At 69.3% G+C, this 17,112-nt stretch carries 15 protein-coding genes and 5 pseudogenes; 12 read left to right on the forward strand and 8 right to left on the reverse strand.

Annotation, left to right across the window (positions count from 1 at the left end; translation table 11 throughout):
• Window positions 1–693: 693 nt before the first annotated feature.
• Window positions 694–1,563: an SDR family oxidoreductase gene (locus QQY24_RS01255; protein ID WP_301970781.1), complete on the forward strand. Its 870-nt coding sequence runs from the start codon at window positions 694–696 to the stop codon at window positions 1,561–1,563.
• A 401-nt stretch (window positions 1,564–1,964) separates the two neighbouring features.
• Here QQY24_RS01255 and QQY24_RS01260 read toward each other — a convergent pair whose 3' ends face one another.
• The 3 genes from QQY24_RS01260 to QQY24_RS01270 form a co-directional block, all read right to left on the reverse strand.
• Window positions 1,965–3,053, reverse strand: coding sequence for an MFS transporter (locus tag QQY24_RS01260; RefSeq protein WP_367657967.1), 1,089 nt, complete (start codon window positions 3,051–3,053; stop codon window positions 1,965–1,967).
• A 383-nt stretch (window positions 3,054–3,436) separates the two neighbouring features.
• Window positions 3,437–4,357 carry a TIGR03619 family F420-dependent LLM class oxidoreductase gene (locus QQY24_RS01265; protein WP_367657968.1) on the reverse strand — a complete coding sequence of 307 codons (921 nt, stop codon included), beginning with the start codon at window positions 4,355–4,357 and terminating at the stop codon, window positions 3,437–3,439.
• Window positions 4,358–4,493: 136 nt separating this feature from the next.
• Complete coding sequence (locus tag QQY24_RS01270; RefSeq protein ID WP_301970783.1) at window positions 4,494–4,757, reverse strand: TM2 domain-containing protein; 264 nt, start codon at window positions 4,755–4,757, stop codon at window positions 4,494–4,496.
• A gap of 295 nt (window positions 4,758–5,052) precedes the next feature.
• Between QQY24_RS01270 and QQY24_RS01275 the strand changes: the two genes are divergently transcribed.
• Window positions 5,053–5,415, forward strand: coding sequence for a hypothetical protein (locus tag QQY24_RS01275; RefSeq protein WP_301970784.1), 363 nt, complete (start codon window positions 5,053–5,055; stop codon window positions 5,413–5,415).
• A gap of 103 nt (window positions 5,416–5,518) precedes the next feature.
• Here QQY24_RS01275 and QQY24_RS01280 read toward each other — a convergent pair whose 3' ends face one another.
• Window positions 5,519–5,683, reverse strand: a complete 165-nt coding sequence (locus tag QQY24_RS01280; protein ID WP_301970785.1) for a hypothetical protein — start codon at window positions 5,681–5,683, stop codon at window positions 5,519–5,521.
• Between QQY24_RS01280 and QQY24_RS34645 the strand changes: the two genes are divergently transcribed.
• The 4 genes and pseudogenes from QQY24_RS34645 to QQY24_RS01295 all read left to right on the forward strand — a co-directional run bounded on the left by QQY24_RS34645 (window position 5,630) and on the right by QQY24_RS01295 (window position 8,477).
• Window positions 5,630–6,241 carry a DUF6640 family protein gene (locus QQY24_RS34645; protein ID WP_367658035.1) on the forward strand — a complete coding sequence of 204 codons (612 nt, stop codon included), beginning with the start codon at window positions 5,630–5,632 and terminating at the stop codon, window positions 6,239–6,241. The genes QQY24_RS01280 and QQY24_RS34645 overlap by 54 nt on opposite strands.
• A 13-nt stretch (window positions 6,242–6,254) precedes the next feature.
• Window positions 6,255–6,464: pseudogene (locus QQY24_RS34650) on the forward strand (transposase); the annotation flags it as partial.
• 301 nt (window positions 6,465–6,765) lie between these two features.
• Window positions 6,766–6,925: pseudogene (locus tag QQY24_RS01290) on the forward strand (IS256 family transposase); the annotation flags it as partial.
• A gap of 289 nt (window positions 6,926–7,214) precedes the next feature.
• Window positions 7,215–8,477 carry a hypothetical protein gene (locus QQY24_RS01295; RefSeq protein WP_301970786.1) on the forward strand — a complete coding sequence of 421 codons (1,263 nt, stop codon included), beginning with the start codon at window positions 7,215–7,217 and terminating at the stop codon, window positions 8,475–8,477.
• A 513-nt stretch (window positions 8,478–8,990) separates the two neighbouring features.
• Here QQY24_RS01295 and QQY24_RS01300 read toward each other — a convergent pair.
• Window positions 8,991–9,524 (reverse strand): hypothetical protein, encoded by a 534-nt coding sequence (locus QQY24_RS01300; RefSeq protein WP_301970787.1) that lies wholly within the window; start codon window positions 9,522–9,524, stop codon window positions 8,991–8,993.
• Between the two features lie 89 nt (window positions 9,525–9,613).
• Between QQY24_RS01300 and QQY24_RS01305 the strand changes: the two genes are divergently transcribed.
• Together QQY24_RS01305 and QQY24_RS01310 are read left to right on the forward strand one after the other, a co-directional pair.
• Entirely contained in the window at window positions 9,614–10,096 is a 483-nt protein-coding gene (locus tag QQY24_RS01305; RefSeq protein ID WP_301970788.1) for a transposase, read from the forward strand.
• 19 nt (window positions 10,097–10,115) lie between these two features.
• Window positions 10,116–10,441, forward strand: a pseudogene (locus tag QQY24_RS01310) (transposase); the annotation flags it as partial.
• A 129-nt stretch (window positions 10,442–10,570) separates the two neighbouring features.
• Here QQY24_RS01310 and QQY24_RS01315 read toward each other — a convergent pair.
• Window positions 10,571–11,806 carry an IS701 family transposase gene (locus tag QQY24_RS01315; protein ID WP_301976100.1) on the reverse strand — a complete coding sequence of 412 codons (1,236 nt, stop codon included), beginning with the start codon at window positions 11,804–11,806 and terminating at the stop codon, window positions 10,571–10,573.
• A 925-nt stretch (window positions 11,807–12,731) separates the two neighbouring features.
• Window positions 12,732–14,180: an argininosuccinate synthase gene (argG, locus tag QQY24_RS01320; protein ID WP_301970789.1), complete on the reverse strand. Its 1,449-nt coding sequence runs from the start codon at window positions 14,178–14,180 to the stop codon at window positions 12,732–12,734.
• A 246-nt stretch (window positions 14,181–14,426) separates the two neighbouring features.
• Here argG and QQY24_RS01325 point away from each other — a divergent pair, with 246 nt between their 5' ends.
• The 4 genes and pseudogenes from QQY24_RS01325 to QQY24_RS34655 all read left to right on the forward strand — a co-directional run.
• Complete coding sequence (locus QQY24_RS01325; RefSeq protein ID WP_301970790.1) at window positions 14,427–14,933, forward strand: DUF6584 family protein; 507 nt, start codon at window positions 14,427–14,429, stop codon at window positions 14,931–14,933.
• A 662-nt stretch (window positions 14,934–15,595) separates the two neighbouring features.
• A pseudogene (locus QQY24_RS01330) lies at window positions 15,596–15,781 on the forward strand (integrase core domain-containing protein); the annotation flags it as partial.
• 210 nt (window positions 15,782–15,991) lie between these two features.
• Window positions 15,992–16,453 carry a GNAT family N-acetyltransferase gene (locus QQY24_RS01335; RefSeq protein WP_301970791.1) on the forward strand — a complete coding sequence of 154 codons (462 nt, stop codon included), beginning with the start codon at window positions 15,992–15,994 and terminating at the stop codon, window positions 16,451–16,453.
• Window positions 16,450–16,551, forward strand: a pseudogene (locus tag QQY24_RS34655) (TetR/AcrR family transcriptional regulator); the annotation flags it as partial. The gene QQY24_RS01335 and the pseudogene QQY24_RS34655, both read left to right, overlap by 4 nt.
• Window positions 16,552–16,629: 78 nt before the next feature.
• Here the strand turns inward: QQY24_RS34655 and QQY24_RS01340 are convergent.
• The gene (locus QQY24_RS01340; protein WP_301970792.1) at window positions 16,630–17,007 is read right to left on the reverse strand and encodes a helix-turn-helix domain-containing protein; all 378 of its coding nucleotides are present in this window, start codon (window positions 17,005–17,007) and stop codon (window positions 16,630–16,632) included.
• Window positions 17,008–17,112: the final 105 nt, after the last annotated feature.

The following is a 17,112-nucleotide window of genomic DNA, read 5'->3' on the forward strand; positions in this document are numbered from 1 at the left end:
ACTCTGATTACCTATTCGGGCATGCTGTGTTTGATCTGAAAGCCGGAGCCGACTCATCCTTGTTCAAGATCTGGAGTACGGATGAACGACAGCCTGCGAGCCGACGGACCAGTTGGCGCCATCCGCCTGTCGGAGCTTCAATGGGAACGCTCGCCGCCGGCCACCTCTGCCCCAGGAACTCTCCCGCAACTGGATGAATAGCCGAGCGGCCCACTGCCGCCGGATCGTCTTGTTCGGCTTCGCTCCGATTCGCGATCCCGTCGATGTCCTTCCCGGATGAGGCGAACTGGGCGCCGACGAGCGACCCCAGGAGTTGTGGGACAACCTTTACAGTCTTCGATGGCAGAAGTTTACCAATCGAGTTTTCAGTGCCGTCGGAGGATCGTTGCCCCACCACTCCCCCAAACCTCTTGGGCGCTGGGCACAGGCGGCCTTTCGCTAACTTGATCGGCCAGGTCGGAGCCACAGGGCTGGCTCAACGGTCCAGAGGCTGCACCGCCGCGCTGTCCGTACATTACGGATGCCGGTAAACAGAGTCGGCCCACTGGGGGTGATGTTACAAAAGATGCACGATAAAATTCGGCACAAATGACTTGATTTCAGGGCGATCGCGATAGCCCGCTAGTGGGAGAACCCTGACGGCGTACGGCTCGGAGCATCAATTATTTCCGTTTCAGAGTCGAAGGAGCAGGCGTGAGTGTTGTTCTTATAACAGGCTGCAGCAGTGGCATCGGCCTCGCGACCGCCTTGGCGTTCGCCCGAGGCGGCATGACAACGTATGCCACCATGCGGGACCTGTCCAAAGCTGAGAAGCTACAAAATTGTGCCGATGCCGAGGACCTGACGCTCCAGATACTGCCACTCGACGTAACGGACGACGCCTCGGTGGAGGCGGCGATACGCGTGATCAAAGAGCAGCACGACGGCGTGGACATCTTGGTCAACAACGCGGGGGTAGGATTCAACGGGCCGGTCGAAACCATGCCCCTAGAGCGAGCACACGCCGTCTTCGAGACAAATGTGTGGGGACCGATACGGCTCGTCCGGGCGGTGCTGCCGACGATGCGCGAGCGGCGCTCCGGCGTCATCGTCAATGTCGGTTCGATCGTGGGTCGGATACCCGGCTGGCCGCACAATGGCTTCTACGGCGCCAGCAAGCACGCGCTCTCGATCCTCACCGACGCTCTGAGTTGGGAGCTGGCTCCCTTCGGGGTACGCATGGTGATCGTGGAACCAGAATTCTACGCCACGGAACTCCTCCATAGTGGTGTGGCCGGCTCCATCGTCGACGGGCCCTACCGCGACGACCAGAGATGGGCCGCTGATTATGCGCTGCGCGCTTGCGAACAGGCGGGGGGTGATCCGGCGGATGTAGCGGAGGCCATCGTGGCGGCCGCGCTCGCCCCTGACTCACCCGTGCACGTCCCCATCGGGCCCGGCGGCCCGTCACTCGCCAAAAGCGCGACTGCGGTCAGCAGTTTCGAGGACTGGGTAAAAATCGTGACACAGATCATGGAATCCCTCGCGGGCCCCCGGCCGAATGGCTCCGTCGCCCGTTCCTGAAATACCCCGCGGTCCACGGTTCCTCCGACCGCAGGCCGATCAAGCCTTGGCTCCTTCGCCTGGCAGAGCGCCGCGTTCCGCGTCCAGACCGCCGCCGGCGCACACCCCGCCCACGGGGAGACGCACCCGCAAGCGGCGGAAGTGGTGTGCTGCCCGACGAGCGGTGTACGCCTCCGCTTCCCGTCCCCGACAGGCCCGGCGGCGCGATGGAAAACCAGGGGCGTCCTCATCCGGGCACGGTGTTCCGTGCCCGGATGAGGACGCCCCTGGTTGAGGTCAGGACCGGATGGTTCAGCAGCCGGATGCCGGGCCGGTTCAGGATGCGGCGTGTGTGGTCCGTCGCGCCGGCCAGGCGAGCAGGGTGGTGGTCAGGGCGCCGACCGCGAGTGCCGAGCCGGTGATCAGGACGGGTGCCGGGTCCCAGAGTTTGCCCAGGACCTGGACGAGTGGGGGAAGGCGAATCCGATGTAGGTGAGGCTGTAGAACGCGGCGATGACCGTGGAGATGGTCTGGGGGCCGGCGAGGGACTCGGCGAGTTGCAGGCCGCTCACCAGCAGGATGCCGTAGGCGGCGCCCAGGACGACGGCGGTGGCCAGCAGTAGGAGCAGTGAGCCGGTGGTGACGGTGAGTGCCGCGGCGAGCAGTCCGGCGGTCACGGATGCCATGCCGGTGCGAAACGGTGCCGCCGGGGAGCGCCGGGCCAGCCGCCGGGCGAAGGGCTGCACGGCGATGCCGCTGCCGAGGGTGACGGCGGCGACCACACCGCCGCCGACGGCCGCGTAGCCGCCTAGGGGCACCAGGACGGGAAGCGCGGCGAGGGAGACGGTCGCGGCCCCGAAGACCCACGGCGCGGTGGGCAGGACCGCGGTCACGAACAGGCGGCTGGTCAGCACGCTCATCGCTCCCGCACCACGCCGCAGCCCGTCATCGGCCCCGGCACCGGCCGCGGGTCCGGCGGCGGGTCCGGCGGCGGGCGGAGCCGACTCCGAGGCGCGCCACACCACCGGCAGCGTCAGCGCCACCAGGGCGATGTGCACCAGGTAGGCCGTGGTCTGCGGAGAGGGCAGCCACTGCACGACGACCCCGGACAGCAACGGCCCCACGGCGAACCCGGCGGTCAGTGCGACGGCCGACCGCCGCGCCCCCGCCCCGGACCCGGTGCGGGCGGGCTTCCCGGTGTCGGACAGCTCCTTGATCCACGCCGTTCCCGGCCCGAACGCGGAACCGGCGCTGACCCCGACCAGGATCCGCCCGGCCAGGATCGTCCCGAAGGCTTCGCCGGAGAAGAGGATCACCGCGGAGCCGAGCGCGGACAACAGCAGGGCGGCCAGCAGAACGCGCCGCCAGCCCAGCCGATCGGAGACCTTCGCCATCACCAGCAGCGCCGGGATGAGCCCCACCGCATAGGGCCCGAACAGAGCGTTCACCTGGAAACCGCTCAGACTGCCCCGGTAGACCTGAAGGACCGAGGCGAACATGTTCGCCCCCATCCCCCCGTGAACACAGCCGCCGCAGGCCGCACCCACGCCATCCGCGAAACCACAGGCGACGTCTCCGCCGCGCCTTCCGCAGGGCCCGATGAACCGGGACCGGGACGTTCCACGCCTCGGTGCCGCACACCGTCGCTGTCGTGGCTCAGCGGAGGAAGAGTGACATGCCGACGCGGCGGGACTGTGATCTCTGAAGTACCCATGACCACGACGCTAGAGTACAAGTAGACCAGTCGTCTAGATAGCTGCACGAATCGGTTGCCCGTCCCGGCCTCCGCCTACGAGGCGTTCCTGGTGACGCTCGCCGCCGGCCGCCCGCGGACCGGGCCGAGCACGCACGGCAGGGCGGGGAACGACACCCGTGGCCGTCCCCCGCCCTTTGCTCAACCCCTGCCGACCAAGGTCAGCACGTCCCCCGCGTAGTCGAGGGATTGCCCCGGTGTCTCTGCGACGTAGAGCGAGTCGACCAGGAAGTGGTCGATGCCGGTCCGTTCGTGCACGTTCCTGATCACGTCGGCGACGGCCGAAGCCGGGGTACCGGCGTCGGCGTTGACCCGCAGCACGGTGTCGATCGCCGACGGATCACGACCGGTCTCGATGGCCAGACGGTCGATCAGCTTACGCTGGGCGATCAGCCCGTCGATGTCCACGTAGCTCGGCACCACGCACAGCGGCAGCCAGCCGTCCGCCCGCTGCGCCACCCTCCGCAGAGCGCGCTCCGACAACGCACCGAGGTAGACCGGGGGCCTGGGGTGGCACTGCGGCTTCAGGGGGGCGTGATGCAGCGGCACGGTGATGTGCGTGCCGGTGTACTGGGCAGGGTCGGAGGTCCAGATGATCTCCAGGGCATCGAGGAGTTCCTCCATTCGGGCTCCGCGCCGGTGGAAGTCGAGGCCGGCCGCCTCGTACTCCTCCGGGGACCAGCCGATCCCGAACCCGGGCAGCAGGCGCCTCCCGCTGATCAGATCGACGGTCGTCAGCGCCCGGGCCAGCTGCACCGGCGGGTACAGCGGAGCCAGCAGCACATGGGTCCCCAGTTCCACGCGCTCGGTGACGGCCGCCACGGCGCCCAGCAGGACCAACGGGTCGGCCGCCGCGTTGAGTTCGGGCGGGATGGTCGTGCCCCGACCACCGTAGCCGACCTTGGGATGGACCGCCGCCAGGTAGCGGTCGCTGACCCACAGACTCGCCGCGCCGAACCTTTCCGCCTCCCGGGCGAAGTCGGCGATCTGCGAGATCTGGAACGCCTGCTTGTGGAACTGCGGAAGGGCGAAGCCTGTTTTCATGGTCGCTGTCCTGCTCATGTGATCGAGGGGGGAAGAAGGAGCCACCGGCACGAGGCCCTTGCCGTGCCGCTTGAAGGAGGCTCGGCACCAGTCAGCCTGCGACGTAGGGCGGTTCTCCGGTACGGCACGCCGGCGCACCGGTACCCACCCGCCGTCAGCCGCGCAGGATACGCCCTTTGCTGTCGGCACGGTCGTCGCCGGTGAGGAAGAGGATGCCATCGATCAGCGCCCAGATCCCGAGGCCGCCGAAGGTGAGCAACCGGGCGATGCCGGTACCGACGGAGCCTGCGTACAACCGGCCGGCACCAAGACCTCCCACAAGGATCCGAAGGATCCCCGCGACGACCTTCGACTTCTCGGAGTAGGGCCGGCCAAGGGGGTCGACTCCATACGGAGTCTGGGTGGGGTAGGTGGTCACGCAACTGCCTTTCCTGTCACGACCGACGGCATGTCGGGCGACACCTCCCACGGGATCATGTCGTCCAAGCACCACGACGTGGTGGGGTGGACAACGATTCACCCGGCCTTCGCGGATGAGGGGCGGCGCCGGCCTCGCCCTCGGCTCCGAGTCCTGGGTGAACCACCGGCGCGGCGGAGCCGTAGTCGTTGACCGGTGAGACAGGTCGGGCCCTGCGAGAAGCCACGGACGAGGCATATCACCGAACATCCGCGGGAAAGGACCGCAAAAACTGCGCGAATTCGAAGGCCCCCCCATGACACCCGCATACGAAGAAAACAGTACGTCCGCCTGCCAGATTCAGCGGCTCCGTGACGTCAGCGATCCGACGGATCAGCTCCTCGCCCAACTGGAGGGGCTGGAACGGCAGATGCCGCTCTCGGCCCAACTCGTACGCGCCAAGTGGGGCCTTGAGAGTCTGCCCGATGATCTCGATGCCTACGTCGACCGTCTTGAGGAGGTGGCGGCGGAGTCCGTGTTCTTGCGGGCCGAGGACATTGTTCCGGACGTGGATCTGGTCCAGCTCACTCGGGACCTGCTCGACTTCGCCGACTGGCTCGACGAAGTCGAGGAGATCGTCGCCGCGACCCACACCTCCCGCCCTTGGCCCACCCTCTGAAGCCACGGCGCGCTCCTTCGGAACGCCGGTACCGGCAGAGGGCGCCGGCCGGCTCGGAACCGCATGGTCCGCCCTCAGGCCGCGTCCTGCTGCCCCTCCGGCCTCATACCGACTGGGGCTGGTGGCCTTCGAGCAGTTTGGCGAGCAGACGGTGCAAGTCCCTCCGTTCCCCGGCGTCGAGGCCGGCGAGAAGGGCGTCCTGCACGGCGTCGGTGTGCCGTTGCAGTTCTTCGAGGTAGGCACCGCCCGCGGGGGTGAGACTGACCACCTCAACACCGCGGCGATCTGCGCGAGTCTCTACTGGATCACCCAGATCTCCGCCCTGGCCTATCCCGGCTCCGCCGCCGTCGATCCACCCGGCACCGCCACGTTCCCCCAGGGCAAGTTCGCATTCCCGGCCCTGGCACTCGTCGGACTCGGCTACCTCATGGAACGCGCCCGCACCACCAGCGGCCGGCCCGACCGCAGGACCCGAAGGGACAACGGCAAGTCCGACCCCGTTGACGCCTATGCCGCAGCACCGGCCGTGCTCTCGGGCCGCGCCCAGGGAATACCGACGTCCCGCAACGGCATCGCTGGAGCCATCCGCGCCCTGCGGGCGGCGCGCAACTCGGCCGATCAAGGCCCGCACCCTGATCCTCACCGCCCCTGCCGAAGTACGCGAGCAGTTCCGGGGATTGCCCACGGTGGAGCCGATCGACCACCTGGACCGCTCCCGCCCTGCCGGCGATCCGGCGGACCCCGCCTGCGCCGTCAGAACAGCTCTGCGGCGTCTCGCCCGCCGTTGTCGGGCACTCAGCCAGGAGATCGCCGACCCGGACGCTGAGCTGAAGCCCCTGGTGACGAGGACCGCACCGCAGCTGCCTGCCCTACCAGGCGTCGGTCCCGAGACCGCCGGACAGCTTCTGATCACCGCCGACGACAACCCCGAGCGGCTGAGGTCCGAGGCGTCCCCCGCGCACCTGTGTGCGGCCGCACCCATCCCAGCGTCCTCCGGCCGCACGAACCGGCACCGCCTCAACCGCGGAGGTGACCGCCAGGCGAACCGGGCTCTGCACACGATCGTCACCGTTCGCATGCGGCACGATCGCCGGACGCAGGAGTACGTTGCCCGCCGCGCCGCCCAAGGCATGACGGAGAAGGACATCATCCACTGTCCGGAACGCTTCGCTGCCCGGGAGGTCCACAAACACCCGCCGTGTCCGCACATCACGCCTCAACAGCTTCAACCGACCCTTGACGAACCTGCAGGAGCTTCCAAGCAGCTGCTGGAGTCCGCCCTGGAGAGCGAGATCACCGACCACCTCGGCTACGAGAAGCACGACGCGGCGGGCCGGGACAGCGGCAAGGCACTTCCCCAACGAGGCCGTCCCCAAGTGCGTCCACATGGCGCTGATGAGCCTGGACCCGGTGGAGGAAGGCCCGCAAGCGGTGGACCATGCGCTGGAAGGCACCCTTGAACGCCTTCCAGATCGCCTTCGAGGGCCGCCCCACCCCGAGCAACAACTGATCACCCAACAACCAGGATCAGCCGTTGGATCGACACAGCCGGTGCAGGAGCTCCCTCTCGGGACTGGGCCAGCAACCAACGCTCTCGAGCGGCGACGCTCTCCGCCGAGCGCATGGAACAGCTCTCCGTCGTCGGCATGCGGTGGGCGTAGGTAGTCGGGGTGCCCTGTCCTGCGCCGGATGGGCAACCGTTCGCGAACGGCAGGAGTCTAGCGGGCGGGAACTGTTCCCTCGGAGACACCGTCCGTGACACCGTCCGTTCACTCGCGCCCCAGCAAAGGATTCCTTCCGTGCAGGCACCCTCACCAGCCCGTCGCGCTTTCTGGTCCTCTGTCGCCGCCCTCGGCGCAGCAGGTCTTATTGCACTGGCCACCGCACCTGCGGCCCACGGCGAAGAGAACTTCCCCGACCTGGTCGTCGGGGGCATCGCGCCGGTCAGCGGGCTGAGGCCGGGAGAGAGCATCGACGTTCCGGCCACCGTGGCGAACAAGGGCACGGTGACGGCCGGGAAGGTGTGGGTCGCCTACTCCGTCAGCCGAGGGCTCGACTTCGCCCAGGTGCCCTCCAACTGCCAGGTGCAGCACGTGCGGCCCTACGACGAGATGCCCGAGCGGTGGACTGCGGTGTGCGCGTTCGACCAGGCGGTGGAACCCGGCGCCGTCTACACGACCGACAGGCCCCTGCGCGTCACGGCTCTGGACCGCGCGCTCAACGACGAACTGCGCCTGCGTGTCGAGAGTACTGATCCGGGGGCTGATGAGAACGGCAGTGACCCGGTGGCGGGAACCGCGTCGCCCGTGAAGCTCGTTGCGGCGGAGGGCGGGGAGGTGGGGTCGGCGCGCATCGTCGACGTGCCCGTCACCACCGTGAACACGGCCGACTACCAGGTGACGGGTGCCACACTCAGGGGGAGCGTCGGGGACACGGTCACGATGAAGGTGAAGTTCACCAACGCCGGACCCGCCTGGGTGTGGCCCAGGGAAGGAGACAAGGCCGTCCACGTGGTGATCACTCCTCCCACCGGAACGTCGGTCGTCAAGCGCGGCACCTTCTGCCGGGCCGAGGATGGAACGTACGTCTGCGGCATGCGGTCGCTCTACGAGGGCAGCGGGGAGACCTACACCTTCGACTTGCGCATCGACAAGCGGGAGCCCGGCGCCAAGGGGTCCATAGCCCTGAGCACCGAAGCCCGGCCGTTCGATCCCTACAAGGCCAACGACCATGCCGACATCACCCTGGACGTCGCGGGCGGTGGTTCCTCCGGCTCGGCAGGCGGCTCGGACGGGTCAGGTGGCTCCGACGGATCGGTGGGCGGCTCGACCAGCGGCACGGGCGGACCGGTGGGCGGCTCGAACGGCTCGACAAGCGGCTCGACCAGCGGCATGGACGGCGGATCGTCCTCCACGGTCACCGGCGGGACGGCGAGCGGCGGCAACCTCGCGGACACCGGCTCCTCGGCGCTGCCGGCCGTCGGCGTGGCTGCTGCGGCGGTAGCGATGGGAGCCGGCGTGCTGCTCGTCCAGCGCCGCCGCCGCGCCCAGCGGCCCGACTGACCTCTTGCCGATGTGTCCGTGGGCACCTGGCCCGGTCCGGGGGCGGTAAGCCGGTGCGGTGCCCACGTCCAGGCATCGACCGTCTGTCGCGGGACATCGTCACGACGCGGGGATGGAGTGCAGGTGCTCAACCTGTGGTGCAGCGGCGAAGTGCGGTCCAGCCAGTGTGCGCCATAGGGCGTAGCCCTCTGAGGCACGGAAGGCGACGATGTGGTGCTCGACCGCCGCCCATCGGACCAGGAGCCCGGTAGCGCGAGGGGTGTGTGCGACGACGTCGCCGGCGCCGGACCGGGGGACGACGCTGCCGGGGGCGCAGGGTGGGCTCGTACAGGGCCTGCCTGGCGCATCCGAACAGCGCCGAGCGGACCGCCCATCTGGCCACGCTGACCCCCGGCCCCGGCCATCGGGGCACACACTTCAACCAGAGCCTGCTCGACGAACTCCTCGCACCGCTCAGGGATCCGGGGAGCGGGCGGGCGCGGGTGGAGGAGGCGTCGTTGGACGAGGTGCGGTTCACCGGGGACGCGGAGTTCGCGGCGATCGACTTTGGCGGCTTCCGCTCCTTGGCGTCGGCCGTGTTCGGCGGAGGAGTGTACGTCCGTGACGGGGGCGATCTCCGCCTCGGAGCGGCGCAGGTCGCGGAAGACGTGTGGCTCGACGTTCGGTCAGGCTGGACAGCTGCAGATCGGGCAGTGCGACCGGCTCGGGCAGCGGTGCGGTGATGGTCGGCGAGCAGCCCTCGGACTCGGCGGCCTTGCGGGCTTCCAACGCGACCATGTCCGCGGTGCGGACATGGATCACGGGGGCGGCTCGTATCCCGGCGACCACGTCACGGTGCTGCAGGTGCCGGTGCAACAGCAGGATGTGGACCAGGACCTCGGTCCCTTCGATCTCGCCCAGGCCCTGCTTGGCCGCGGACCAGAACGCCTCGTGGACCGAGGCGAAGGGGCCCTCGCGGCGGGCCTGATCCAAGGCTTCGGAGTCGGCCAGCGCGCCCGGCTTGGCTAGGGTCTGTTGCGAAAGTGGATCTTGTTCGTCGATGATCACCTCCTGTGGGACGTGGGGATCCGGCGAACGGCCAGTGGGCCCGGCTGGAGCCGTTACTGCCGCGGGGCATCAGGCCGGGCCGGCCGCAGGTGTGGACGCGGCGGCAGTTGATGGACGGCATACGGTGGCGGGCCCGGACCGGCGGCCCGTGGCGTGACGTGCCCGAACGCTATGGCCCGCGGGACCGGGTCCATGACCTGTTCCGGCGCTGGCAGCGGGACGGAGCCTGGGCCGGGATCCTCACTCAGCTCCAGGCCGGAGCCGATGCGCAGGGCCTGATCACCTGGGACGTGAACGTCGACTCCACCGTCTGCCGGGCCCACCGGCACGCCGCCGGGACGGCGAAAAAAAGGGGATCTCCACAAGGAGCCGCCCGGCGGGATCTTCGTCGAGCCGGCCGACCACGGCCTCGGACGCTCCCGGGGCGGTCTGAGCAGCAAAATCCACCTCGCGGTCGGGCAGGGGCAAAAGCCCCTGTCCGTCGTGGTCACGGCTGGGCAGCGGGGCGACTCGCCGCAGGGGCCTTGACCCCTGATCTTGGACACACGAGACACTGGATCCTGAGGATCTGAGAACGGACATCTCCTGGTCATGAAGCACTGTCCGCCGCAGTTCAAGGCGGGCGCGGTCGCGCTGTACCAGTCGCGACCGGAGGCGACGATCCGGCAGGTCGCTGCCGATCTGGGTATCAACCCGGAAACCCTGCGGAACTGGGTTCGGGCGGCCGGTGCGAGCCGGCCGCGGGGGCGCCGGGCGGAGACACCCGCCGAGCCGCCCACGCCGCTGGAAGCGGAGAACACCGCGCTGCGCCAGAAGGTCCGCGACCTGGAGGAAGAACGCGAGATCCTGCGCAAGGCCGCGAAGTATTTCGCCGGCCAGACGCGCTGGTGAACCGCTTCCAGTTCGTCGCCGACCACCAGCGCCGCCACGGCGTGAAGCGGCTGTGCACCATCCGGGGCATTGTCGGGTCCCAGCTGATGTCTGACGGTTTGGTCCCAGGTGATGCTTGACGGTGGGCCTAGTACTCCAGCCGTAGATCTCGATCTTCATGTCGCTCGGGTGGCCTGCCGTTCGTAATGGCAGGTCCGGGCTGTGGCTTGGTGGCGTCGTCGCCAGAGGGACCAGCGGAGCCGGTGCTCGGCCGTGTGGGGTTTGGCGGTCAGGGTCGTGAACAGGTGTTGGATTTCGTTGCGGGTGAGGGGGATCAGGTCGTCCGGATTCTGGCCGGTGGCGGGTTCGGCGGCAGTGGCGACGGTGAGGAAGGCGTGGGCGAGCATCGCGAGGGTGACCCAGCGGTGCCAGGAGGTCCAGCGTCTGACCTGGTGTTCATCGAGGCCGGCGAGGGTCTTGGAGGACTGGAACGTCTCCTCGATGGTCCAGCGGCGTCCGGCGACGCGGACAAGGGTGGACAGGGGGGCCTTGCCTGTCGAGTAGCAGCGGTAGTAGGCGAGTTCGCCGGTGCGGCGGTTGCGCCGGATGAGGAGGTGCCGGTGGCCGGGCCGGTCGTCGGCGATCACGGCCAGGGCCCAGTCGTAGTGGCGGTGGCCCTTGGCGCCGGCTCCGGCCGACAGCTTCTGCCAGGCCCGCTTCGGGATCTTCTGTGCGAGCCGGTCAGCTCGGATCTTCCCGGCCCGGGTGCTGATCTGATGGTCACAGGCGACGGCGAGAACGTATGCCTGGCCGCATTGTTCGAGGCTGTGCCGGAGTGCGGGGTTGCCGCCGTATATCTCGTCGGCGGTCACCCAGCCCGGGCTGATTCCGGCCGCCTTGGCCCGGTTGATCATTCGCAGGGCGAGCTGCGGCTTGGCCGCGAACCGGTGGTCCTCGGCAATGCCGGCGGCCCGGCAGCGGTCCGGGTCGTCGGTCCAGGAACGGGGAACGCAGAGCTCCCGGTCGACCGCGGCGTGGCCGTGCGGGGTGGAGTAGGCGAGATAGACGGCGACCTGGCCGTTTTCGATCCTGCCGGCGGTGCCGGTGTACTGGCGCTGGACACCGACGGTGTGGCTGCCCTTCTTCAGGTCGCCGGTCTCGTCGACCACCAGGACCACGTCATCGCCGCCGAGGTGGCCGACGACGAAATCGCGCAGGTCGTCACGGACCGCGTCCGCCTCCCACTTCGCCCTGGCCAGCAGGTGCTGGAGCCGGTCCGGGCTCGGCTGGCCGACGTGCTCGGCCAGCGTCCAGCAGTTCTTCCGCGGGAGCCCGGCCATCAGCCCGAGCACGAACCCCCGGGCATGACGCCGTGGTTCGACTCTCCGGAACCGGGAGGCGATCCGGTCCATCAGGACCTCGAACGTGAGGTGCCAGCGGGCAGGATCTATGCTGTGGCCCGCGGCCACCAGCTGTTCTTCTGTCTTCACACACCGATGATCACTGGTGGCCGTACCCATGCCCGGACCCGGCCCGACCAGCAAGATCACGATCTACAGCTGGAGTATTAGACGCGATTCATCGAGGCCTCAGCAAAACCGGCTTTTTCCGGCTCCGGTGTCCCGTAGTGTTTTCCATACCGAAAGCGAACGACGCGAAAGCGAAGAGCGCGAACGGGAAGCGGATCGCTGTCATCGACGGATCGCTGACGGATCACCGACAGAAGGAGACAGGCATGAGCTTCCACAAGGTCGCCCTGGCCGAGAAGGCCTGCAAGCCCGCCGCAGCGGTCGCCAGGAAGGCCGCCCCGAAGCGCCGCCCGGTCATCCACAAGGGCTGACAAAGAATACGCCCAAGCAAATCAAAGCAATTACTTATTCAGAGAGGGAACCGTCATGAGCTTCCACAGGATCACCCCCGTCAAGAAGACCCGCAAGCCCGCCCCGGCGCCGAAGAAGAAGGCCCCCGCGAAGGGGGCTTCCGCCCGGTGGGTGGGACGCAGCGGTTCCTGTCCGCGCCCAGCGGCGTCTCACCCCGCATCCGCCCCGGCGCCGCCTGATGACCACACCCCATCACCGAGCCGGGACGACTGTTCGCTTTGCCAGCTGGGACCGGACCACCCGCGCCGCCAACCAGCCCACCGTGAACGGCCCCGTCCCACCGGCGGGTGAGCAGTTCACCCATCCGGGTCGGGCTCTCCCGTCGGAGCACGGCCGCACGGCCGGCTCCGCTCCCGAATGCCCGTCCATGTCCATGTGCCCGGCCCTCAGGGGAAGCGCACGAGGACGGGCCCCGCCGGTCGGGGACCGCCGGGGCCCGCTGCCCAAGGAGGTGTGATCAGTCCGTGCCGGATTCCATGGCGGCGCGGTCCAGGGCCTCGTCCTCCTCCGAGACCTCGCCCCGGGAAGCGATCGCCTCGGCGCCGCCCTGGGGCATCGCGCCGATCAGACCAGTGGAGGCGGCCTGGGCCGCGCCGATCAGCGCGGGGTGCTCGGTGCCGACCATGCCGAGGCCCGCGTACTGCTCCAGCCGGGCCCGGGAGTCGGCGATGTCCAGGTTGCGCATGGTGAGCTGCCCGATCCGGTCGGACGGGCCGAACGCGGAGTCCTCGGTCCGCTCCATGGAGAGCTTGTCCGGGTGGTAGCTGAACGCCGGGCCCGTGGTGTCGAGGATCGAGTAGTCCTCGCCGCGCCGCAGCCGCAGCGTCACCTCACCGGTGACCGCGGCGCCGACCCAGCGCTGCAGCGACTCGCGGATCATCAGCGCCTGCGGATCCAGCCAGCGGCCCTCGTACATGAGGCGGCCCAGCTTGCGGCCCTCGCTGTGGTACTGGGCGAGGGTGTCCTCGTTGTGGATCGCGTTGACCAGGCGCTCGTACGCGGCGTGCAGCAGCGCCATGCCGGGCGCCTCGTAGATGCCGCGGCTCTTGGCCTCGATGATCCGGTTCTCGATCTGGTCCGACATGCCGAGCCCGTGCCGGCCGCCGATGGCGTTGGCCTCCGTGACCAGCTCGACCGGGGAGGCGAACTCCTTGCCGTTGATCGTCACGGGGCGTCCCTGGTCGAAACCGACCGTCACGTCTTCGGCGGCGATCTCCACCGACGGGTCCCAGAACCGCACACCCATGATCGGTTCGACCGTCTCGATGCCGGTGTCCAGGTGCTCCAGGGTCTTGGCCTCGTGGGTGGCGCCCCAGATGTTGGCGTCGGTCGAGTAAGCCTTCTCCGTACTGTCGCGGTAGGGCAGCCCGTGCGCGAGCAGCCACTCGGACATCTCCTTGCGGCCGCCCAGCTCGGTCACGAAGTCGGAGTCCAGCCAGGGCTTGTAGATCCGCAGGTGCGGGTTGGCGAGCAGGCCGTAGCGGTAGAACCGCTCGATGTCGTTGCCCTTGAAGGTGGAGCCGTCGCCCCAGATCTGTACGTCGTCCTCCAGCATCGCCCGGACCAGCAGGGTCCCGGTCACGGCGCGGCCGAGGGGCGTGGTGTTGAAGTAGGCGCGCCCGCCCGAGCGGATGTGGAACGCGCCGCAGGCGAGCGCGGCCAGCCCCTCCTCCACCAGGGCCGCCCGGCAGTCGACCAAGCGCGCGATCTCGGCACCGTAGTTCGTCGCACGGCCGGGTACCGAGGCGATGTCGGGCTCGTCGTACTGGCCGATGTCGGCGGTGTAGGTGCACGGGACGGCACCCTTGTCGCGCATCCAGGCGACGGCGACCGACGTGTCGAGGCCGCCGGAGAAGGCGATGCCGACGCGTTCGCCGGCCGGAAGGGAAGTGAGGACCTTGGACATGGGAATAGTATGCACAATTTCGCATACCAATGCACAACGCCGGGTTCTCTCGGCGCCGGTCAGTCCATGGCGACGAACCGTCCGGCCATGACGTGGCGTGCACCCCACTTGACGACACCGGGGGCCGTCCCGTGACTGCGGGCCCTCCCGTCCCGGCGGAGTGGGGCGACCGCACCAGGGGAGGAGCGAGTACCGGGCGGGGAAACCAGCTCGACGGTGGTCACCGCGGTAACCGATCATGCCCTCATGCCGTTGCGAGAGACCCTTGCCCGAGTCGATGCAGACCTGGCCGCCGGCCGGGTCCCCGTCGCGCGCCAGCGCCTGCGCGGGCTGGTGTCGTCCTTTCCGGACGATCTGATGCTCCGTCGCCGCCTGGCCGGGATCTACCGCTTGTACGGGGAGCCCGCGGAAGCGGGCCGTTGGATGTACCTCGAACGGGACCGGGACGAGGCTGAGACCTCCGCCTTCGAGGCGAGGTACCGCACCGCTCCACAGCGCATGCGGGCACTTGCCTGGCACGGTCCTGAGTCGCTTGCCCGAACCGCCTTTGCCCGTGAGCAACTGGCAGCGGTACGAGCAGCCTGCTCCGAGGCCGTGGGACACCCCGTCGACTGGGGCTCGGCGCCAGTCGGCGGGGAGGAAGGCAGCGGAGGGAACTCGTTCGCCGACTTCCTGGCAGGGACCGGATGCCTGGTGGTGGTCCTTGCGTTCCTCGCCGTCTGGGTGAACGGACTCGTCGCCCTCTTCGACTGACGCAGGTCACCCGGGACGACCAGGCGCACGCCCAATGCCCGGGAGACCGTCCGAACCCTCAATGATCCAGACACCGCTCACCGGTGGGATGGTCCTCGGGGTGACCAGGCCGGGAGGGAGCGTCCGTGGGGAGCGCGTCGCCGTCGCGCAGGGGGCACCGGTGCCCGGCCGGGGTGGCCCCGCAGCGCGTGCGGCTGTGCCTGCGGTTCCCGCTCGGCCCCCGCGAGGCGGAGGAGCCGATGCTCCGGCGCGGTGCGACCCCCTCGTAGGGGACGGGTACGGCGGCGGTGTCAGAAGTCGCGCGGGCCTGTGCCGGCGGACTGTGCCGCCACCGTCTCCCCGCCGGGGACGAACGGCACCTGAACAGGGTCTTCCGCAAAGCCGGCGAAGAGCCGGGACGTCCGTGGCGGGCCGTCGGCCAGGCCGGGACGGCGACGTGCTCGACATCCTGGCGCGGAGCCGCCGGGACCAGGCCGTGGCCGGACGTTTCCTGCGCGGACCGGTGAAGAGGACGCCCCCGGTGCCCCGATTCGTCGTCACGGACAAGCTCCGTTCCCGCGGCACCGCCCAGCGTCGGGTCGTGCCCTGCGCCGAGCACCGCTCCGTCAAGGGCCTGGAACAACCGGGCCGGGGACGGCCGTCGGCCGGCAAGGCGGCGGGAACGCGCCCGCTTCCACCGCACCCTGCTCGACGAAGGGGCCTACCTCCGGCCCTACACCGGCAACGACGAACGACCCGCAGCCCTGGCGGACTTCCTGCACCACTACAACCGCCACCGCTGCCACACCGCACTCGGCGGCCACCCACCGATCAGCCGTGTGAACAACCCCGCGGGTCGATACAGCTAGACACCGGAGCCGGACCACGGGTTTTCCTCCCGGCGTGGTCCCCGCCGCATACGGGAAACCCCGTGGGTCCCACCACCGGGGAGAAGTGTGCGGGGGCGCCGGCGGAGCGGGACGGGACCAGGCCGCGCGGGCCCCGGCTTGCGTCACGGCTTGCCCGCCCCGCGCGGACCGTCACCCGTAACGGCCGGGGTGCCTGCCAGGATCGGTACCATGGAAATGCACATCGCACCGGCCGGCGTGGCCGACTTCCACCAGGTCCTGGCCGATCACCCCCGTTACTGGGGCGAACGGGACCTTCGGCCGCTGCACCTTCTGGCACTGGTACAGGAGTTCGCTTCCACCTGCCTGGTCGCCCGAGCCGAGGACGGGATCCGTGGGTACGTCTTCGGGTTCGTCACCCCGGACGGCACCGGGTACGCGCATCTGGTCGCCACCCGGGAGGACGCCCGTGGCACCGGTCTCGGGCGCCGTCTGTACACGGCGTTCGCCGAAGCAGCGGAACGTCACGGTGCACGGCGGTTGAAGGCGATCACGTCGATCGGGAACACCGGCTCGATCGCCTTCCACCGCAGCCTCGGCTTCGACACGGAGGTCGTCGACGACTACAACGGGCCGGGCCGGGGCATGGCCGTCTTCCACCGGGATCTGCCGCTCGACGCCCCGCGGCCCTGACCGACGCCACGGGCATCACCCGGGCCAGCGCGTACGCGGCCTTCGGCAACAAGGAGGACCCGTTCCGCAAGGCCCTGGAGCGCTACGCCGAAGGCCCCGACGCCGCTCGGGGCGGTGACCGGCTTCGGTGTCGACACCGTTCCACAGATCTCGGCCGGTGTGCATCCGGCCTTCCGTCACTGCGTGGCCGGCTGGGGCGGGAAGGCGTGGTCGGCGTTCTCCTCGACCCATGAGCGCAGCGCGTTGAGCGGGACCGCGGCGCTCTGGCCGAGGGGGGTGAGGGAGTACTCGACGTGCAGCGGGACGGCGGGGTAGACCGTGCGGTCGAGGATGCCGAAGTTCTCCAGGCGGCGCAGGGTCTGGGTGAGCACCTTGGGGCTGACGCCCTGGAGCCTGCGCTGGAGCGCTCCGAACCGCTGGGGTCCGTCCTCCAGGGCGCCGATGGCGAGGGCGGACCACTTGTTGGTGAGCAGGTCGAGCAGGGCGCGGCAGGGGCACTGGGCGGCGTAGACGTCGTGGTGCGAGTGCTGGCCGCTGGGGCAGGTGGCCGTCATGGTCACTCTCCTGACCTTGATGCTTCCCGATGGGAAGCAGGAAACCTTGAAGGTAACCATATGCCTGCGAATAGCGTCGCCGAGGTCAAGGGAGGACCCCAAGGG

The sequence above is a fragment of the Streptomyces sp. TG1A-8 genome, assembly GCF_030499535.1.
Classification (GTDB): domain Bacteria; phylum Actinomycetota; class Actinomycetes; order Streptomycetales; family Streptomycetaceae; genus Streptomyces.

Coding starts and splice junctions, on each gene's coding strand:
- QQY24_RS01260 (WP_367657967.1), bottom strand. CDS start 3,053: ATGGGGGCGAACATGTTCGCCTCGGTCCTTCAGGTCTACCGGGGCAGT.
- QQY24_RS01265 (WP_367657968.1), bottom strand. CDS start 4,357: ATGAGCAGGACAGCGACCATGAAAACAGGCTTCGCCCTTCCGCAGTTC.
- QQY24_RS01275 (WP_301970784.1), top strand. CDS start 5,053: ATGACACCCGCATACGAAGAAAACAGTACGTCCGCCTGCCAGATTCAG.
- QQY24_RS01315 (WP_301976100.1), bottom strand. CDS start 11,806: ATGGACCGGATCGCCTCCCGGTTCCGGAGAGTCGAACCACGGCGTCAT.
- argG (WP_301970789.1), bottom strand. CDS start 14,180: ATGTCCAAGGTCCTCACTTCCCTTCCGGCCGGCGAACGCGTCGGCATC.
- QQY24_RS01325 (WP_301970790.1), top strand. CDS start 14,427: ATGCCGTTGCGAGAGACCCTTGCCCGAGTCGATGCAGACCTGGCCGCC.
- QQY24_RS01335 (WP_301970791.1), top strand. CDS start 15,992: ATGGAAATGCACATCGCACCGGCCGGCGTGGCCGACTTCCACCAGGTC.
- QQY24_RS01340 (WP_301970792.1), bottom strand. CDS start 17,007: ATGACGGCCACCTGCCCCAGCGGCCAGCACTCGCACCACGACGTCTAC.